At 34.4% G+C, this 15,776-nt stretch carries 16 protein-coding genes; 9 read left to right on the top strand and 7 right to left on the bottom strand.

Annotated features, from left to right (window positions below; translation table 11 throughout):
- Window positions 1-19 precede the first annotated feature (19 nt).
- Window positions 20-1,456 (top strand): sensor histidine kinase, encoded by a 1,437-nt coding sequence (locus tag HYG87_RS03780; RefSeq protein ID WP_211533897.1) that lies wholly within the window; start codon window positions 20-22, stop codon window positions 1,454-1,456.
- Window positions 1,446-2,528 (top strand): histidine kinase dimerization/phosphoacceptor domain -containing protein, encoded by a 1,083-nt coding sequence (locus HYG87_RS03775; protein ID WP_211533896.1) that lies wholly within the window; start codon window positions 1,446-1,448, stop codon window positions 2,526-2,528. The genes HYG87_RS03780 and HYG87_RS03775 overlap by 11 nt, the downstream gene beginning before the upstream one ends.
- Before the next feature lie 42 nt (window positions 2,529-2,570).
- Here HYG87_RS03775 and xerA read toward each other — a convergent pair whose 3' ends face one another.
- From xerA to HYG87_RS03755, 4 genes are all read right to left on the bottom strand, one after another.
- On the bottom strand, window positions 2,571-3,569 hold the full coding sequence (xerA, locus tag HYG87_RS03770; RefSeq protein WP_211533895.1) for a site-specific tyrosine recombinase/integron integrase: 999 nt from the start codon (window positions 3,567-3,569) through the stop codon (window positions 2,571-2,573).
- Window positions 3,570-3,674: 105 nt separating this feature from the next.
- A complete protein-coding gene (locus tag HYG87_RS03765; protein WP_211533894.1) occupies window positions 3,675-5,186 on the bottom strand; it encodes an ATP-binding protein in 1,512 nt (503 codons plus the stop codon).
- An 82-nt stretch (window positions 5,187-5,268) separates the two neighbouring features.
- The gene (gene dnaG, locus HYG87_RS03760) at window positions 5,269-6,408 is read right to left on the bottom strand and encodes a DNA primase DnaG (RefSeq protein ID WP_211533893.1); all 1,140 of its coding nucleotides are present in this window, start codon (window positions 6,406-6,408) and stop codon (window positions 5,269-5,271) included.
- A 127-nt stretch (window positions 6,409-6,535) separates the two neighbouring features.
- Entirely contained in the window at window positions 6,536-6,985 is a 450-nt protein-coding gene (locus tag HYG87_RS03755) for a toprim domain-containing protein (protein WP_211533892.1), read from the bottom strand.
- A 351-nt stretch (window positions 6,986-7,336) separates the two neighbouring features.
- On the opposite strand from HYG87_RS03755, the gene HYG87_RS03750 reads away from it, so the two are divergent.
- The 5 genes from HYG87_RS03750 (at window position 7,337) to HYG87_RS03730 (ending at window position 10,808) form a co-directional block, all read left to right on the top strand.
- Window positions 7,337-7,627: a DUF211 domain-containing protein gene (locus tag HYG87_RS03750; protein ID WP_211533891.1), complete on the top strand. Its 291-nt coding sequence runs from the start codon at window positions 7,337-7,339 to the stop codon at window positions 7,625-7,627.
- 6 nt (window positions 7,628-7,633) lie between these two features.
- Complete coding sequence (locus HYG87_RS03745; RefSeq protein ID WP_211533890.1) at window positions 7,634-8,296, top strand: RraA family protein; 663 nt, start codon at window positions 7,634-7,636, stop codon at window positions 8,294-8,296.
- Window positions 8,297-8,312: 16 nt separating this feature from the next.
- The gene (locus tag HYG87_RS03740) at window positions 8,313-9,401 is read left to right on the top strand and encodes a UPF0104 family protein (RefSeq protein WP_211533889.1); all 1,089 of its coding nucleotides are present in this window, start codon (window positions 8,313-8,315) and stop codon (window positions 9,399-9,401) included.
- 199 nt (window positions 9,402-9,600) lie between these two features.
- Window positions 9,601-9,879 (top strand): H/ACA ribonucleoprotein complex subunit GAR1, encoded by a 279-nt coding sequence (locus HYG87_RS03735; RefSeq protein WP_211533888.1) that lies wholly within the window; start codon window positions 9,601-9,603, stop codon window positions 9,877-9,879.
- Window positions 9,876-10,808 (top strand): transcription initiation factor IIB, encoded by a 933-nt coding sequence (locus HYG87_RS03730; protein ID WP_211533887.1) that lies wholly within the window; start codon window positions 9,876-9,878, stop codon window positions 10,806-10,808. Before HYG87_RS03735 ends, HYG87_RS03730 begins: the two co-directional genes overlap by 4 nt.
- 64 nt (window positions 10,809-10,872) lie before the next feature.
- Here the strand turns inward: HYG87_RS03730 and HYG87_RS03725 are convergent, their stop codons facing one another.
- Complete coding sequence (locus HYG87_RS03725; protein ID WP_211533886.1) at window positions 10,873-12,696, bottom strand: MJ1255/VC2487 family glycosyltransferase; 1,824 nt, start codon at window positions 12,694-12,696, stop codon at window positions 10,873-10,875.
- Window positions 12,697-12,771: 75 nt separating this feature from the next.
- Window positions 12,772-13,635, bottom strand: a complete 864-nt coding sequence (locus HYG87_RS03720; protein WP_211533885.1) for a hypothetical protein — start codon at window positions 13,633-13,635, stop codon at window positions 12,772-12,774.
- Between the two features lie 395 nt (window positions 13,636-14,030).
- On the opposite strand from HYG87_RS03720, the gene HYG87_RS03715 reads away from it, so the two are divergent.
- Together HYG87_RS03715 and HYG87_RS03710 are read left to right on the top strand one after the other, a co-directional pair.
- A complete protein-coding gene (locus HYG87_RS03715) occupies window positions 14,031-14,861 on the top strand; it encodes a sulfite exporter TauE/SafE family protein (RefSeq protein WP_211533884.1) in 831 nt (276 codons plus the stop codon).
- 141 nt (window positions 14,862-15,002) lie between these two features.
- Window positions 15,003-15,494 (top strand): DUF308 domain-containing protein, encoded by a 492-nt coding sequence (locus tag HYG87_RS03710; RefSeq protein ID WP_211533883.1) that lies wholly within the window; start codon window positions 15,003-15,005, stop codon window positions 15,492-15,494.
- 72 nt (window positions 15,495-15,566) lie between these two features.
- Here HYG87_RS03710 and HYG87_RS03705 read toward each other — a convergent pair whose 3' ends face one another.
- The gene (locus tag HYG87_RS03705) at window positions 15,567-15,755 is read right to left on the bottom strand and encodes a DUF2116 family Zn-ribbon domain-containing protein (protein WP_211533882.1); all 189 of its coding nucleotides are present in this window, start codon (window positions 15,753-15,755) and stop codon (window positions 15,567-15,569) included.
- Window positions 15,756-15,776: the final 21 nt, after the last annotated feature.

The raw sequence follows: 15,776 nt of genomic DNA, 5'->3' as shown, positions 1-15,776 counted from the left end.
TACTCCCTTTTAGATAATCTTGACATCCAAAATTCTTATACTAGAAGATGTTCCCTTTGATGTGGAATTAATTGAAAGAGAAATCAGCCAATCTGGCATAGACTTCTTATCAAAGACGGTTGAACTGGAAGAGGACTACGTTAGATTAATTGATGAATTTAAGCCAAATTTAATCTTAGCAGACCATTCTCTACCTAATTTTGATGGGATATCTGCCCTGGAAATCGCCAAGAATAAATGCCCGGAAATACCTTTTATTTTTGTAAGTGGAAAAATAGGGGAAGAATTTGCTGTAGAGGCATTAAAAAGAGGGGTTACGGATTACGTACTAAAAAGTAATTTGTCTAAATTAGGGCCTGCTATAAAAAGAGCCATGATAGAGGTTCAAGAACAGATCAAACTAAAAAAAGCAGAAGAAGAACTTCTTAAAAGTCATTGGCAATTAAAAGAAGCTCAGAAAATCGGTAAAATGGGTAGCTGGGAATTTGATATTCTATCTGAAGATATGGATGCCTCTGAGGGACTATTCAGAATTTTTGGTGTGGAAAAAATTGAACAAGATTTTAATTTTTCCAGATTCTTAGATTTCATATATCCTGCTGATAAAAAAAGAGTATCAGATACCATTCAAGAAGCTTTGAAAAATAAAAGCAGCTTTTCTCAGGAGTATCGTATACTGCTGCCAGACGGATCTTTAAGATATTTATATTCTCTAGGCAAAATAATAAATGATACCTCAGGGAAACCTTTAAAAATACTGGGAATAGAACAGGATATTACTCAGCGCAAATTGGATGAAAATAAAATTAAAGAATCTTTAAAAGAAAAAGAGATTCTACTCCAGGAAATTCATCACAGAGTAAAAAATAATCTGCAGGTTATATCCAGTTTATTAAGACTCCAATCTCGATTCATAAAAGATCCAGAAGCATTGGAAATTTTTAAAGAAAGTCAAAACAGAGTTAGTTCCATTGCCCTGGTGCATGAAAAACTTTATCATTCTCCGGATTTAGCCAGCATTAACTTCTCAGAATATATAAGGAATCTCAGCAAGGATATTTTTCATTTTTTCCATAGCAAAGCACAGAATATCAAATTAAAATTAGAATTGGATGAAATTTTTTTGAATATTGAAACTGCTATTCCCTGTGGCCTTATAATAAATGAATTGGTCACTAATTCATTAAAACACGCTTTTTTACCAGAACAAAAGGGAGAAATCACCTTAAAACTTTTTAAAGATGGGGATAAAATTACTTTAATAGTTAAAGATAATGGCAGGGGCCTTCCACCAGGCATTGAAGTTAATAATACCCAAACATTCGGTCTTCAGTTAGTATACTTTTTAAATAAGCGTATAAATGGAGTTATTAAAATGGATACCAGTCAGGGGACCAGCTTTAAAATATGCTTTGAAGAGTTAAATTACGAAGGAAGGGCATCAAATGGTGAATGAAAAAATTCTCATTGTTGAAGACGAAGAATTAGTGGCTCAGGATATTAAATCCATTTTAGAAGATCTGGGCTATGTAGTACCGGCCATAAGTTCTTCTGCTGAAGAAGCCCTGGAAAAAATTGAACAAAATTGTCCGGATTCAGTACTAATGGACATAATGCTGGAAGGCGAAATGGATGGTATTGAAGCAGCCCAGATTATTGGGGATAGGTTTGATATCCCTGTGGTCTATTTAACAGCTTATTCTAATGGAGATATTCTTAAACGTGCAAAAAAAACAGAACCATATGCTTATATTTTAAAACCCTTTCAGGAGCAGGATTTAAAAGTAAATATTGAACTGGCCCTGTATAAACATGAAGCAAAGAAAAATAAAATGTACTTTTTAAAACAAAAAGCACTCAATAGAAAACTTGAAAACTCACTAAAAGAAAAAGATACTCTTTTAAGAGAGATTCACCACCGGGTTAAAAACAATTTACAGATAATAGTCAGTCTGCTTTCTCTTCAAGCCAAATACTTTAATGATCCAGGCATAAATAATTTCTTCAGGGATTATGTAAACCAGATTAAATCAATGGCTATGATTCATGAGAAAATGTATCAATCAAATGACTTGAATCGTATTAATTTCACCGAATATTTGCCCGGACTATTTTCACAACTTTCTAGTTCTTATAATAAGCATTCAAAAGTTAATATATTATTCCAAGCTGATGAAATATTGCTTAATTTGGAAAGTGCTATCCCCTGTGGTTTAATAATAAATGAACTGGTGACCAATTCCTTGAAACATGCCTTTCCCTTTCAAAGGCCGGGGAAAATAAAAATAGAACTATTTAGATTAGATGATGGAAAGATTTGTCTTAATATATATGATAATGGTAAGGGAATTCCTCCAGAAATTGAATTTCCCCAGAAGGGGTCATTTGGATTTCGCATGGTTTATACTTTAGTTAATCAATTGGGAGGAACCATTAAACTTGATAAAAACAGGGGAACTCATTTTATGATTATATTTGAGGAGTTGAAATACAATCAAAGAATAATAAAAAGAGAGGGAGTTAATTAATTATTTTTTAATTTTAATGAATTACACTTCATTTTTTTTAAACTACTTTAATCTTGCACGGTCATAAACATTTCTCAGGGTTTGCATATCTACACTGGTGTAAATTTGAGTAGTAGAAAGGTTTGAATGTCCTAAAAGCTGCTGTATGGCCCTTATATCCACACCATTTTTTAGAAGATGGGTGGCAAAAGAGTGCCTTAAAATATGAGGGGTTACTTTTTTTTTGATACCGGCCTGCCGGGCATAATTTTTTATCATCATCTGCACATACCGGGGAGTTATAGGGTTTCCAAAACGGTTCAAAAATAGATAATCATCTTCATGGCCTATAAATGTAATATACTTTTTAATTAAATTCTTTGTTTCTTCATCAAACAGCACAATACGATCTTTTTCACCCTTACCTCTTATTCGAATAGTTCTATCATCAGGATCCACATCATCCGACTTTAAAGATACCAGTTCAGATATTCGAAGTCCAGACGAGTATAATAGAGCAAGTATAACTTTATTACGCAACTTGATACATTTTTGTCCATGTGACTCTTCCTGACTATGGAGATTACATTCAACTGCATTAATTAAATTCTTTACTTCAGTTTCATTCAAAGATTTAGGCAGAGATTTGGTTCTTTTTGGAGTTTTAACTTCATTCAAAATGTAAATATTGTGGTACTCCAAAAATTTTTTCACCACCACGGTCACCAGATAAATATAATTTTGTGAAACCTGCTTATCCCTTTTGAGGAATTGAATATATCTTTTGAAGGATCTTAAAACTCTACGATCGTCATAAAGGTCTTTTTCACCCATTAAAAATTTATAAAAATTATTAACAATTGATTTATATGTTTTTATGGTGTTAATAGAATAATTTCGAATTTCCAGTTCTATTAAATATTCTTCAATCATATCTGGAAAATCCAGTACTTCTAAAATAGTTTTTCTTCCACCTTCCTGGGACCAGGTAGATGGTGATGAATTAAAATCTCCTGAAGGATTAATCTGAGTTTTTCCATTTTTTTGAGGATAAGGATTCATGATATCAAGTTTTAATGATTTTATATAACTCAAATCTATTATTATTTATATTATAGTGTTTGTTGTCTCTGGATTAAATAGACGGTATATTTGGAATAATATTTTTTAAAGGTAGCTGCGATCCACATTTTCATTTTTGAAGGGAGCATGATGATCAGGGATAACATGGGACGAAGCTAAATCTTGCTGGATAGCTTTTTCATAGCTTTCATAACGCTTTAATATTTGATTTTCAATAGAAAGAGATTTAATTACAGCCAGGGACATATGTTTTTTGCTTATAACGCTACTTTCTTCCATCACAGCCAAATCACCTGCCATTCTAATAACTCCTCCCAGGTCTCGAAGTCGAAGGGTAAAAGCATCTTTCTCTTCATCAATCAAATATGCTCTTTTTTTAGCCTCTTTAATTAATATTTGAACAGCTTCTTTAGTTGCGTGAGGTATCTTACCATCTATATTGATTTCCTGGGCAATAAACTGACCTATTTTTTCAGCATTTTCAGGATTAGCTTTCATGGTGGTATTCATAAGTACTTCATATCCTTCTCCCTGTATACGGGATCTGAGGGGAGGTAAAATATATTTCAAATCCATTAGATTACATGCTGCAACAAAAATAAAGTCGCAAGGAACACTTTCCACCTTAACTGAACTACCTGCGCTCTGAGGATTTCTGCCTACAATGGGGAATATTTTTTCCTGCATGGCACTTAATATGTATCGCTGCAAACTGGCGATGTGAATTATTTCATCGATAAAAAGCACTCCTTCATGGGCCTCGTGTATGGCTCCCGGGATTACTCTTTCATAGGGGGCACTACCCAGTTCACAATGTCCACCATAAGGATCGTGTCTCACATCACCTAATAACTCGGTTTCACTGGCACCAGTAGCCTGAATAAAATTTTTCCGTTTAAGGGGAACTATTACATGGCGGGGATTTTCTTCCACTATCTTCCGCCTTTTTTCCAGTGATTGTTGATCCATTACCTTTATTTCTTTTCCATTCACCCTTTCATATATCACCACTTCTTCCCGATTATTAACTATTCGGGTGGTGGTGACCCTTTCTTGAGGAATATTTTCCGAACCGGAGTTCATTTCAAACATTCCTAATAGGTCACCCAGGTGTTTCCTCCGGGCACTGATATGTGAAAATTTGTCTCCGCCACATTGGGGGCATATGCTCTGGTAAGCACTATTGTAATCTCCACAGTGAATACATTTAAATCCTAATCTTTCAGCTACTAAATCTGGAACCATTTCTGGACTTATATATTCTCCTTCAGCTCTTTTTTTATCTTTAATTTCATTATCTATCTCTTTTTTCGTTTTTACCTCAATAAAAGGTCTTTCTGGCCTTTCAGGGTTATGAACAGTGGATATTTCTTCACTGGGAGTAGATAAATGAAAAGATAGGGATTGAGCAATAAGGGATTTTCCTATTCCCGGAGGACCAACCAGTAACAAATTTCTTTTTTGCCTGGCAGCAACTTTTGCCAGCCAAATAACATCATCGTGCCCAATTACTCTATCCAGAGGATCCGGGGGAATATTTATTTCTGCAGTAGTTTCTATTTCATCTAAAAACTTTTTTTTCAGATTAATGTACATTTTAATGCCTCAAGTGCATATTTTTAGTACGGATAAAAAAATAAAAAAAATAAAAAAAATTTACAGGCTTTATAGCATTATTCTACTGGTGGGTGATAATTTTTATTTTTTCTGGCCTTTTAACCACTTCACCAGTTCTTACTGCAACTATATGCTTCACTCCTTTATCCATAGCAATATCTATCAGGCGCTGACTAATTACACCATCAAAAACCACGGCATAGGGGTGGTTGGTCACTCTTTTCAATTCTTCATATAAATTTTCAACTTTAACTTCTTTTAAAATATTAAGAGCATCGTCTAATATCTCTGCATTTCCTGTACTTTCCAGGTCTTTCAGGATATTTTTCAGTAAAACCATCTTGTCTTCAGTTTTAGGTTCTACTTTAATGCCCAGGTCATGGTACATCTGTTCAATAGGTACTTTATCCCGGAGAGCAACCATTATCTCGTCTTTACCCAGATCTTCCACTTCTTTTCCTTTAGGAGCACGGGTTACGTAGTCTATTTCCCCTACTTGGAGTAATTCTTTTAAAATTAATTCTCCGCCACGATCACCATCTACAAAAGCAGTTACTGTCTTTTTACGGGTCAATTCAGCTACAGTCCGGGGAACACTTACTCCTTCAACTGCAATGGCGTTTTTTATTCCATGTTTTAGTAAATTTAAAACATCACTCCGACCTTCTACTACCAGAATGGCATCTGAAGTAGGAACATTAGGACCTGCTGGAAGTTTTTCATCACCATATTCGGCAATTTCATGTATACGCATGGCTTCTTTAACTTCTTCAATCATTTTTAGACTTTCTGGAGTTACTTCATCCATCATTCCCGCGTATATCTCTTTGGCCCGATCTACCACTTTTTTACGTTTGACCGCCCGGACATCTTCCACTTTTGAAACCTGTATATATGCTTCGCAGGGACCGACCCGGTTAATTGTTTCTAGAGAAGCAGCCAGTATGGCTGTTTCAACTCGATCAAGACTTGAAGGAATAACTATTTCTCCTTTAGAACGCCCTCCTCTTGAAGTTATATTCACTTTGATTCTACCTATTCTGCCCGTTTTTTGCAGCTCTCGAAGATCCAGATCATTACTTAAAAGACCTTCAGTTTGACCAAATATAGCCCCCACCACATCTGGCTTTTCTACAATTCCATTAGCATTAATTTGAGCGTGAATGAGATATTTAGTTGTACTTATTTCTTCTTTTCCCATATTAAGCCTCCCTATTAATGTAGATACTTTCAGGGATAAAATTTGTTATCCTTGTAATTCTGTTTTAGGATTACCTGAATATTTGCAAATCAAATAGACTTGCATTCGCAATTTATAATTTTAAAATTTAAATTAATGAATTGCGATATGAAAACAGTGATGGTATACAGCAACTATGGGGATAAACATCAAGTTCCAGTTGAATAATGTGTTTGGGAAGACTTTCAATGTCTTTGATATATCGACGGGTCAATCCCATTATTCTTTTTCTAATCTGTAAATTTGGATGGGATCCAAGGCTTTGAATATCTCTGGATAATTTTTTTGCCAATTGATTTCCTTTTTTATCAAAATCGGTGAGAATAATTACCTTTGAAGATGAATTAGCAGCTAATTCGGCAACTTCAAAAAGTTTCAGATGAGAACCGGAAACTTTTATAAAATCCCCTTTTATGCCTAATTTTTCAAGAGCTTCCTCATCTTTTTTGCCCTCTATAAGGATAGGTACTCCTTCTTCCCCATTCTTTTTTAATTCATCTAGTTCTTCACTTAAACGTAATAATCTCCTATAGCTCATGTTAAGCCCTTTTTAAGGTGACTGTAAAATATATTATCACTGTAATAGTATCTATAGGAAATATATAATCAAACTCATATATAAAATTGAAGATGTGTTAATATTCTAAAAAAAATACAATTCCCACAAAAATCTATAGCCTTGTAGATCTGGTAATGAGACAATTTAAATTTGAGAAGCAGCAGGGGATATCCAAAATTTTTATCTAAAAAACTTATAATCCCTCTTCTAGAATTATAGATTTATCAATTAGAAAATGCAAAGTTAAATTAATTAAAGACCAATAATTATTTTTTAATCTATTAGTAAAATAAATATAACCTGATAATAAAAATTTGGGAGGAATCATAATTGGCAAAAGGTTTGATTAGAATTGTTCTGGATATTTTAAAGCCCCATGATCCAATAATACCTTACTATGCTAAATATTTAAGTGAATTAAGTGGAGTGGAAGGTGTGAATATCACTTTAATGGAAATTGATAAGGAAACTGAAAATATCAAAGTCACCATCCAGGGGAATGACCTCAATTTTGATGAAATCAGCAGGGCTATTGAAGAGTATGGTGGTTCTATACACAGTGTTGATGAGGTAGTAGCAGGTAGAACCATGGTGGAAGAGGTTACAACACCTCAGGATTGATTTAAAATGGATGGAAAACGTAGAAAATCCCCTCACAGGTTATTAGATAAATTTTTCACTGAAAAGTCAGATTTCAAAAAATTGATTCCTCATTTATCCACTCCTCAAATATCTGATTCTTTAAAGCAGGTAACAGGAAATCAGGGCACAATCTCCGGTGTAAAATCCCTTAATGGACAAAAGTTATTTGGGAATATATTAACTTTATCTACTAAAGATGATGATTGGGGGACTTCCGTCCGGGGAATTGACCATGCCTTACCAGGGGAGGTAATTTTCATTTTCACTGAAGGTGAGAATAATGCTGTCTGGGGGGAACTAACTTCTAAAGCTGCTAAAAATAAGGGAATTGCAGGAACAATCATTTTTGGTGCATGTAGAGACTTAGATTCAATTAAAAATATTAAATATCCTGTATTTGCCAGGAAAGTCATTCCTCATGCGGGAAGGCCTCGAAATGAGGGAAAAATAAATATTAAACTGGATTGTCAGGGAACCATGGTTCATCCCGGGGATTACTTATTTGGTGATGAATGTGGTGTGGTGGTTGTACCCCGAGAAAACTTCATAGAGGTTATGGAAGTCGCTGAAGAAATAAAAAAACGTGAAAATGTTATAGTAAAACAGATTGAGGAAGGCAAGCCTCTATCTGAAATTTTGAATATTTAATTAAAAGAGGCCTTTTATGTCTTCATCAGATACTAATATAAAAAAACAGGATTATTATGCTTTTATAAAAGATCATAAAAAAGAGATAATAATTTCCTTTTTAGCTGCTGCAGCACTAATCTTTGCTATAACTGCTCTAGCAGGATTGGGAGATATAATATCGGCTTTAGAAAGAACTAATTTATGGTTTTTGGCTTTAAATTTTGTTTTGCAAACATTCATATTTTTACTATGGGCCCTTCGATGGAAATTAATCCTGGATCTGGTGGATAAGTCTCCCCGTTATAGTAGTGTTCTGGTAATGCTTTTTGCCAGTATATTTGGGAATAACATTACTCCTGGTGCTGCAGGAGGAGAACCACTTCGCGCCTATCTTTTAAGGGAAATAAAAGGAACTCCCTTTGAAATTGGATTCGCATCTTCCACGGCTGATCGAGTTTTTGAATTTTTACCATTTATAATCATATCTATTCTAGCAGCAGTTTTGATATTAAGCTGGAACATATCTATCTGGACCAGACTAATTGTCACGGCACTGATAATAATTACTATTATATTCTTTAGTCTGGTGGTTTATGCCGGTTCGAATCAAAGGATAGCCCAGAAAATAACTCTATCTATTGCTCGATCTGTTTTTCCTTTCTTTTTAAAAATTACCAGAAAAGAGATTCATTTTCATGATATCAGTGATAAATTAATCTTTTATATCAACCGATTTACCACCGGATTTACTATGGCCTTAAAAGATCGTAAAGTATTGATAATAGGTGTTTTATTATCTTTTGGCATGTGGGGGGTGGACATGACCCGACTGTATGTTTGCTTTCTGGCTGTAGGGGTTCAACCCCCGGCAATTGCTCTGGTTATTATTTATACGGTAGGTATTTTGATATCACTTCTACCCATCCTCCCGGGGTCTTTAGGATTGAGGGAAGCAACTCTGGTGGGATTATTTGCAGTGGTGGGCATATCTGCGGATGTGGTAATGGCCGCCAGTATAATTGATAGATTGGCCAGTTATATTATACCCACCATGATTGGTGCATTTGCTGCTTTTTATTATGGTAAAATTATTGTGGCGGATAAAAAGCCAGATGCATCATAATATCTAAAATTATTACTTTTATCAAATTAATACGTCCGTTTTAAGGGAAACATGGATTTAAAAAGCCATATAAGTGTCTTTTATTCATATAAAGCACAAAATACTTTTATAATAATTAATTATATTATATATTGTTATCGAAACATTTATATATAACTTAGTCAAATTAAGAGTATATATAACATTTTCGGTTTATAATATGAAAATTTTAGGAAATATTTCACATGTCTCTAACAAGGGAAATATCATTGTTAGATCCAGTCAAACTCCCGCTCTAGGATTACCTGTTTTTTCTGAGAATAAAAAAAGGGTGGGGAAAATACACGATGTATTTGGACCTACTAAAGAACCATACATTACCATCAAACCTAATCGTGGATCCAATTCTAAAAAGTTAGATAGCCTGGTTGGAGCAGTTTTATATATACCATCAAAACCTGTGAAAAAATGGGGGCGTAAAAAACGAAGCAAGAAATGAAAAACGATGTTTCTGAAACAGAAAAGGAAACAAAATGTCCAGAATGTGGATCTGAAGATCTGATTGGAGATTACGAAAGAGCAGAGATAGTCTGTGGAGGATGCGGCCTGGTTATAGATGATAACCTGGTGGATATGGGTCCGGAATGGAGAGCATTCGATCACGAACAAAGAGACAAAAGAACCAGAGTAGGAGCACCTATAACCTATACCATTCACGATAAGGGTCTTTCCACCATGATTGATTGGAGAAACAAGGATATTTATGGACGTGATATTCCTGCTCGAAACAGAGCCCAATGGTACCGTCTTCGGAAATGGCAGAGGAAAATAAGAATTTCCGGCGCTACTGAGAGAAACCTGGCCTTTGCACTCAGTGAACTTGATAGGGATTCTTCCCGTCTGGGACTCCCACGAAGTGTGAGAGAAGCTGCCTCAGTGGTCTATCGTAGTGCAGTGGAAAATAAACTAATCCGGGGAAGAAGTATCGAAGGAGTGGTAGCTGCATCACTTTACGCCGCCTGCAGGAGATGTAATGTGCCCCGTACACTGGATGAAATAGCAGAGGTCTCCAGGGTGAGTAAAAAAGAAGTTGGAAGGACCTACCGGTTTTTAACCAGGGAACTTAACATCAAATTACCACCAACCTCTCCCGTGGATTATGTACCTCGTTTTGCCAGTGAATTAGGATTATCTGGGGAAGTACAATCTAAAGCAATTGAAATCATTGAAAAGGCTATGGAAAAAGGTCTTACTTCTGGAAGAGGCCCTACGGGTGTAGCTGCTGCCGCACTATATATTGCCTCAGTTCTCTTAGGAGAAAGAAAAACTCAAAGAGATGTGGCAGATATTGCCGGTGTAACCGAGGTTACCATCCGAAACCGTTACAAAGAACTAACAGAACAACTGGATATGGGTGTAACTTTATAAAAAAATACCCATAATTTTTTATTTTTTTAATCTAAGCACTATTTTTGCGATTTATTATTCCATATCACTTATATTCTTTAGAATATCTTTCTATAGAACAGGTAAGCTCTTTAATTATCTCTTCATTACCCACTCCCTGGTATGTTGAAAGATTTTCCTGATATTTTGAAAGATTTTCCAGGAATAATTGTAAAGATTCAAGACTTATATGTTCATGGAATTCACCATAACCTGATTTTTGAAGATAAACGGCATTAAGTATCTGCTCAAACTGGCCCTGTACGGGAATGCTGTAAACCGGTTTTTTCAGGTAAAGGGCTTCACTAATCAATCCAAACCCGCCATTACTTATAATGGCCTGACTATTTTCCAGATCATTAAAGAATTCATTTTCATTAAAAATCTTGAAATGGAGATTTTCATTTTTCTGGGCCTTGTCGAATCCATAAATCACAAAATTATAAGGAGTTTTTTTAAGTACTTCAATTAACTTTAAATTAGAGGTACTGGTTTGATATACCAGTATATAATCCCAATATGCTGGCTGGAGATTGATTATTTCTTTTCTTAAAACAGGAGGATAAATAACTGATTTTTTGTTTTTTAAGGGAGGGAAAAAATAACTCATGATAATAAATCGCTCCGGTCTCACAATGAAAGACCGGACAACAGCTTCAGCTTTAAGCTTATCTTTTTTAAACTTGGAAGGATATTCTATTTTTCCCTGGGTAATTATATGCATGTTATCAATACTAATCAGGGGAATTCTAAGTACATTACTCAAAAGACTGGCATAGAACTCAAAATCAGATACGATAACATGTGGTTTAAAATCCCGGGCAATTTTATATAATAACTTCAAATTCTCTTTTAAATCCCGGGGCAAGCTTTTCATGGATCTAACAAATGTTTTTTTATTTTTCACCCGGTTATCTTCATATACTGTATTAAAACCATATATTTCATAAACATTATCAAACTTTTTAGAGAGATAGTGGTAAGCTCGGTCGCTGGCAAAAATCATTAAATCGTAGTGAGAATTTAGTTCTTCCAGCAGAACCCCACTTCGAATGGCATGCCCCATCCCTTCCCCACAAACTGAATAAATAACCCTTTTTTTACCATTATTCACCGGACTATTGGCTGATGAAGCGATATTTTCTGAATTTAATTTATCTGAAACTTCTTCTTCATAACCAAAATTATAATTCAGCTCTTCAGCTGTGATTTTTTTACCCATAAAGTCATATACTGTACTTTTAGTGTATTTCATGGCCAAACTCTTTAATCCTTCTTTTTCAAGCCTGCGGGTAGATACCAGGACGTGAGCTTTTCTTAAAACTTTAAACTTACTTATTCTTCCTATCCTCTCAATATAATCACTATCCTCGCCAAAATCAAGTGATTCATTAAAACCATTTACCTCTTCATGCAAACTTCTGCGGGTTATGATACCATAACAACCTGCCCCATGTGGTTTGATGGATTCCACCATTATCATGAATCTGTTTGCAAATTCATGCAGTACTTTATCTCTTTTTTTATCAGAAAGGGGAATCATCTGGGATATGGCAATCCCCAGCTTTTTATCTTCAAATTCTTCAACTGCATTATGTAAATAACTGGGTGAAAGAATCAAATCAGAGTCTAAAAATAATATTAATTCTCCTTGAGCAACTTTAGCTCCTTTATTTCTACCCAGGGCCGGTAAACCGCCATCTACTATTTTACAGCCGTATTCTTGAGCAATTTGACGGGTATTATCCCTGGAATTTGCATCTGATATAATTATTTCATAATCTGCAAAGTCCTGATTTTTTATACTGTCAAGTAATTCTGGTAAATAATCTTCTTCATTGTAAGTTGGAATGACAATACTAACTTTCATTTGTTTTTCTCCCGTCCGGGATTTTTTTTAGTTTTTAATTACAAAATCTTAATTTCAAAACATTTTAATTTTCATTTAAGAATAAGCTGTATTCCCAAAAAAGGAATAGAAATTCCAGGAAATAAAAAATACTTCACTTTTCCCTTCCAGTGATGAGGCCAAATCATTAATCAGGTGTATCTCATTATAATTTGAATCCAGGGTAATGATAGTTTTATTATTAACAACCTGGGAGGACAAAATATTATAATCTAAGAGTTTTAAATCCTCGGGAGCATCAATAATGGTCACTTCATAATAATCAGGGAATGAAGCAAAAAGTCCTAAAATAACCCTTAAAATAATTAAAAAGGCAATTATAATGGTGGGACTAATTAAATTTTTAAATGAAAAGGGCATTTTAAGAGCAGACATTCCTAAGAGACCTGATAATCCCACCAGGGCTGGTGTTGATAATAATCCCCCATCAATCATTCCAATAATACTTGTTGTAAGGGCAAATAAGACAATGAGTTTGTGGTATTCTCTCCTATCTCCCAGGGAAAGCATGCCTCCTAAATAAACTACCGGGATAGCTAATAAAATTATCCAGCCTGCATCAGGTATATAACTTGATAATGATCCTCCGGTGTGGATACTAGAATTAGTGGATATAAATGAATTCAAAAAAGGACTTATTGCACCTTTAAACATATGGCTATGCAAAATACTGCTAGTACTGGGACTGGGATTTAGTGAAACAAAGGTGGTAAATAAGGAAACGCCGGCATTTATTCTCAAGTAGATTTCCAGAATAATTCCCATTATATAGATAAATAAAACTATTATAATAGCCATCTTCAAAAAATCATTTTTTTCCCATTTTTCAAAGGGCTTAATAGTACGTATTTTTTGATTAAGATAACTTTTTGGAGAAAAAAGAGGGCTAATAATTAACATACTCCCCATTAAACAAAAAAACATAATGTCTTTTCCTTTTGAGGATCCCATCAGAAAGATGTGGGTGAAGGGCCTTATAAAATGGTTGATAAATTCTGTTAAAAATAGGACCAATCCTATTGTTATCATGATTAAACCTAAAAAAACAAGCCGGTTAATTTTCAATAGATCACCAAATTTAAAAATATTTTAGAGTAGCATGGAATTCAGGCAGTATTTTTTAATAATTGCCCACTATTTGCAAATAGAAATTAAAGATTAATACTGATGCAGTACTAACTTAAAAAAATTTTAATCGGTATATATACATTTTAATTGGATTTGAAGAAATATTATCTTCAAATTAAATGATTAGTTTCACAAACATTTTATTTATTCTTTTTTATATTAAATTTATGGAAACTTTTTTAGAATTTATTATAATTTTATTAATCACCGGGGCGGTAGTTGGATTTTCCACAGGACTATTAGGGGTGGGTGGTGGATTCTTGATGGTTCCTATCCAATTTTTTTTATTACAATCTACCGGTATTAGTCCTGACATGGCCATCCGCATAGCATTTGGAACCAGCTTAGCCGTTATTTTACCCACCGCTATTAGTGGCTCATATCGTCATTACTGTAATAAATGTGTCCTATTGAAACCTGCTATTTATATGGGGATAACAGGTTTTTCAGGAGGCTTTATCGGTGGTTACATAGCTTCTATAACTCCGGCCAATATTTTGACATTTATTTTTTCAATATTGCTATTTTTTGTCGCCTATCAAATTTTAAAATACCAGAAAGTACCGGGAGGTAAAACTAAAAATTTAAACCCCTACCATCTTTTGTTTTGGGGTTTTTTGGCAGGTGTCTGTTCTGGCCTTCTGGGCATTGGGGGAGGTGTAATTCTAGTTCCTGTAATGTTAATTTTGCTTGGATTTAGTATGCTAGAAGCAGTAGGAACATCTACTGTGGTTATTCTCCTTACTTCTGTAGGGGGCATACTTTCTTATATTTACCAGGGATTAAATATCCCTAACCTACCTCCCTATTCTGCCGGTTATGTTAATTTATTGCAATTCTTGCTGTTATCTATCTTCAGCATCCCTTTGGCATATTTAGGCTCATACTATGCACACAAAATACCTGAAAAACAGTTAAGATACTTATTTGCAGTTATATTGATTTTCATTGCCCTTAAATTATCAGGATTATTTGAATTAATAGGGATACCCCTTTGAGTTTTATTAACTTAATTACTAATGAATTAAACTTCATAATAAAGGTGGGGACAGGGGCATATAATTTTTTAAAAAAAATTTTATCCATTAATTTACATAATTAATTATAGAATTAGAATAATATAAAAATCGGGTGATATTATGGTGAAATTTAATTTAATGGGTGCTATTGCACTTATACTAGGCATAATTCTTTTAATTAGCCCTGCTTTAGGACTGGTAGCAATAGGTATTGTATCTGGATTCATCCTAACTGGTTTGGGTGTATGGATGGCGATTAATGCTTTTAAAGATCGAAAATTTAATCAAAGCACGGCCCTGGTATGGGGAATTTTTGCCATAATTTCTCTGGCAATTGGACTCTCCATGATATTTCAGATATTTAGCATAGAATATTTAGCAGGTTCATATCTGTTTGTAACTGGAATACTGCTATTAATTGCCGGGATTCTGATATTATCTGCATCCCAGGACAGCAAATATAAAAAGTATTCGGGACTTATCAGTGTTATCCTGGGTATTCTGTACTTGCTGGTTGCATCTCTGGCATTAAATCCACTCTTTTTAGGAGCAATAATTGGTCTGGCGTTTATTATTTTTGGACTTATTGCTTTAAGGGTGGGTCGTAAATAATTGAAGAATTATAATATACTATAAGTAGAAATGGGTGGAATTCTAAAGTAGAATTCCTTTTTTGTATATTTTCTAACGGAATAATACATAAAACAACCATAAAATTATAAAGACTCCAAATATGGCGTATACGATCATTCTGGTTTTTCTAACTTTGTTCCGGCTTTCTGCCAGTGTATTTTGACATTTATCAGAACAGGTTCTCTCTTCTAGCGGTATAGGGGTACCGCAAACAGCACAGTGTCTATGTGGTTTGGTCATTATTTCACCTAATTACTAATT

Source organism: Methanobacterium alkalithermotolerans (assembly GCF_018141185.1).
Classification (GTDB): domain Archaea; phylum Methanobacteriota; class Methanobacteria; order Methanobacteriales; family Methanobacteriaceae; genus Methanobacterium_F; species Methanobacterium_F alkalithermotolerans.
Note: the sequence above shows the minus strand (reverse complement) of the source record. Positions and strands in the feature narration are given on the sequence as shown.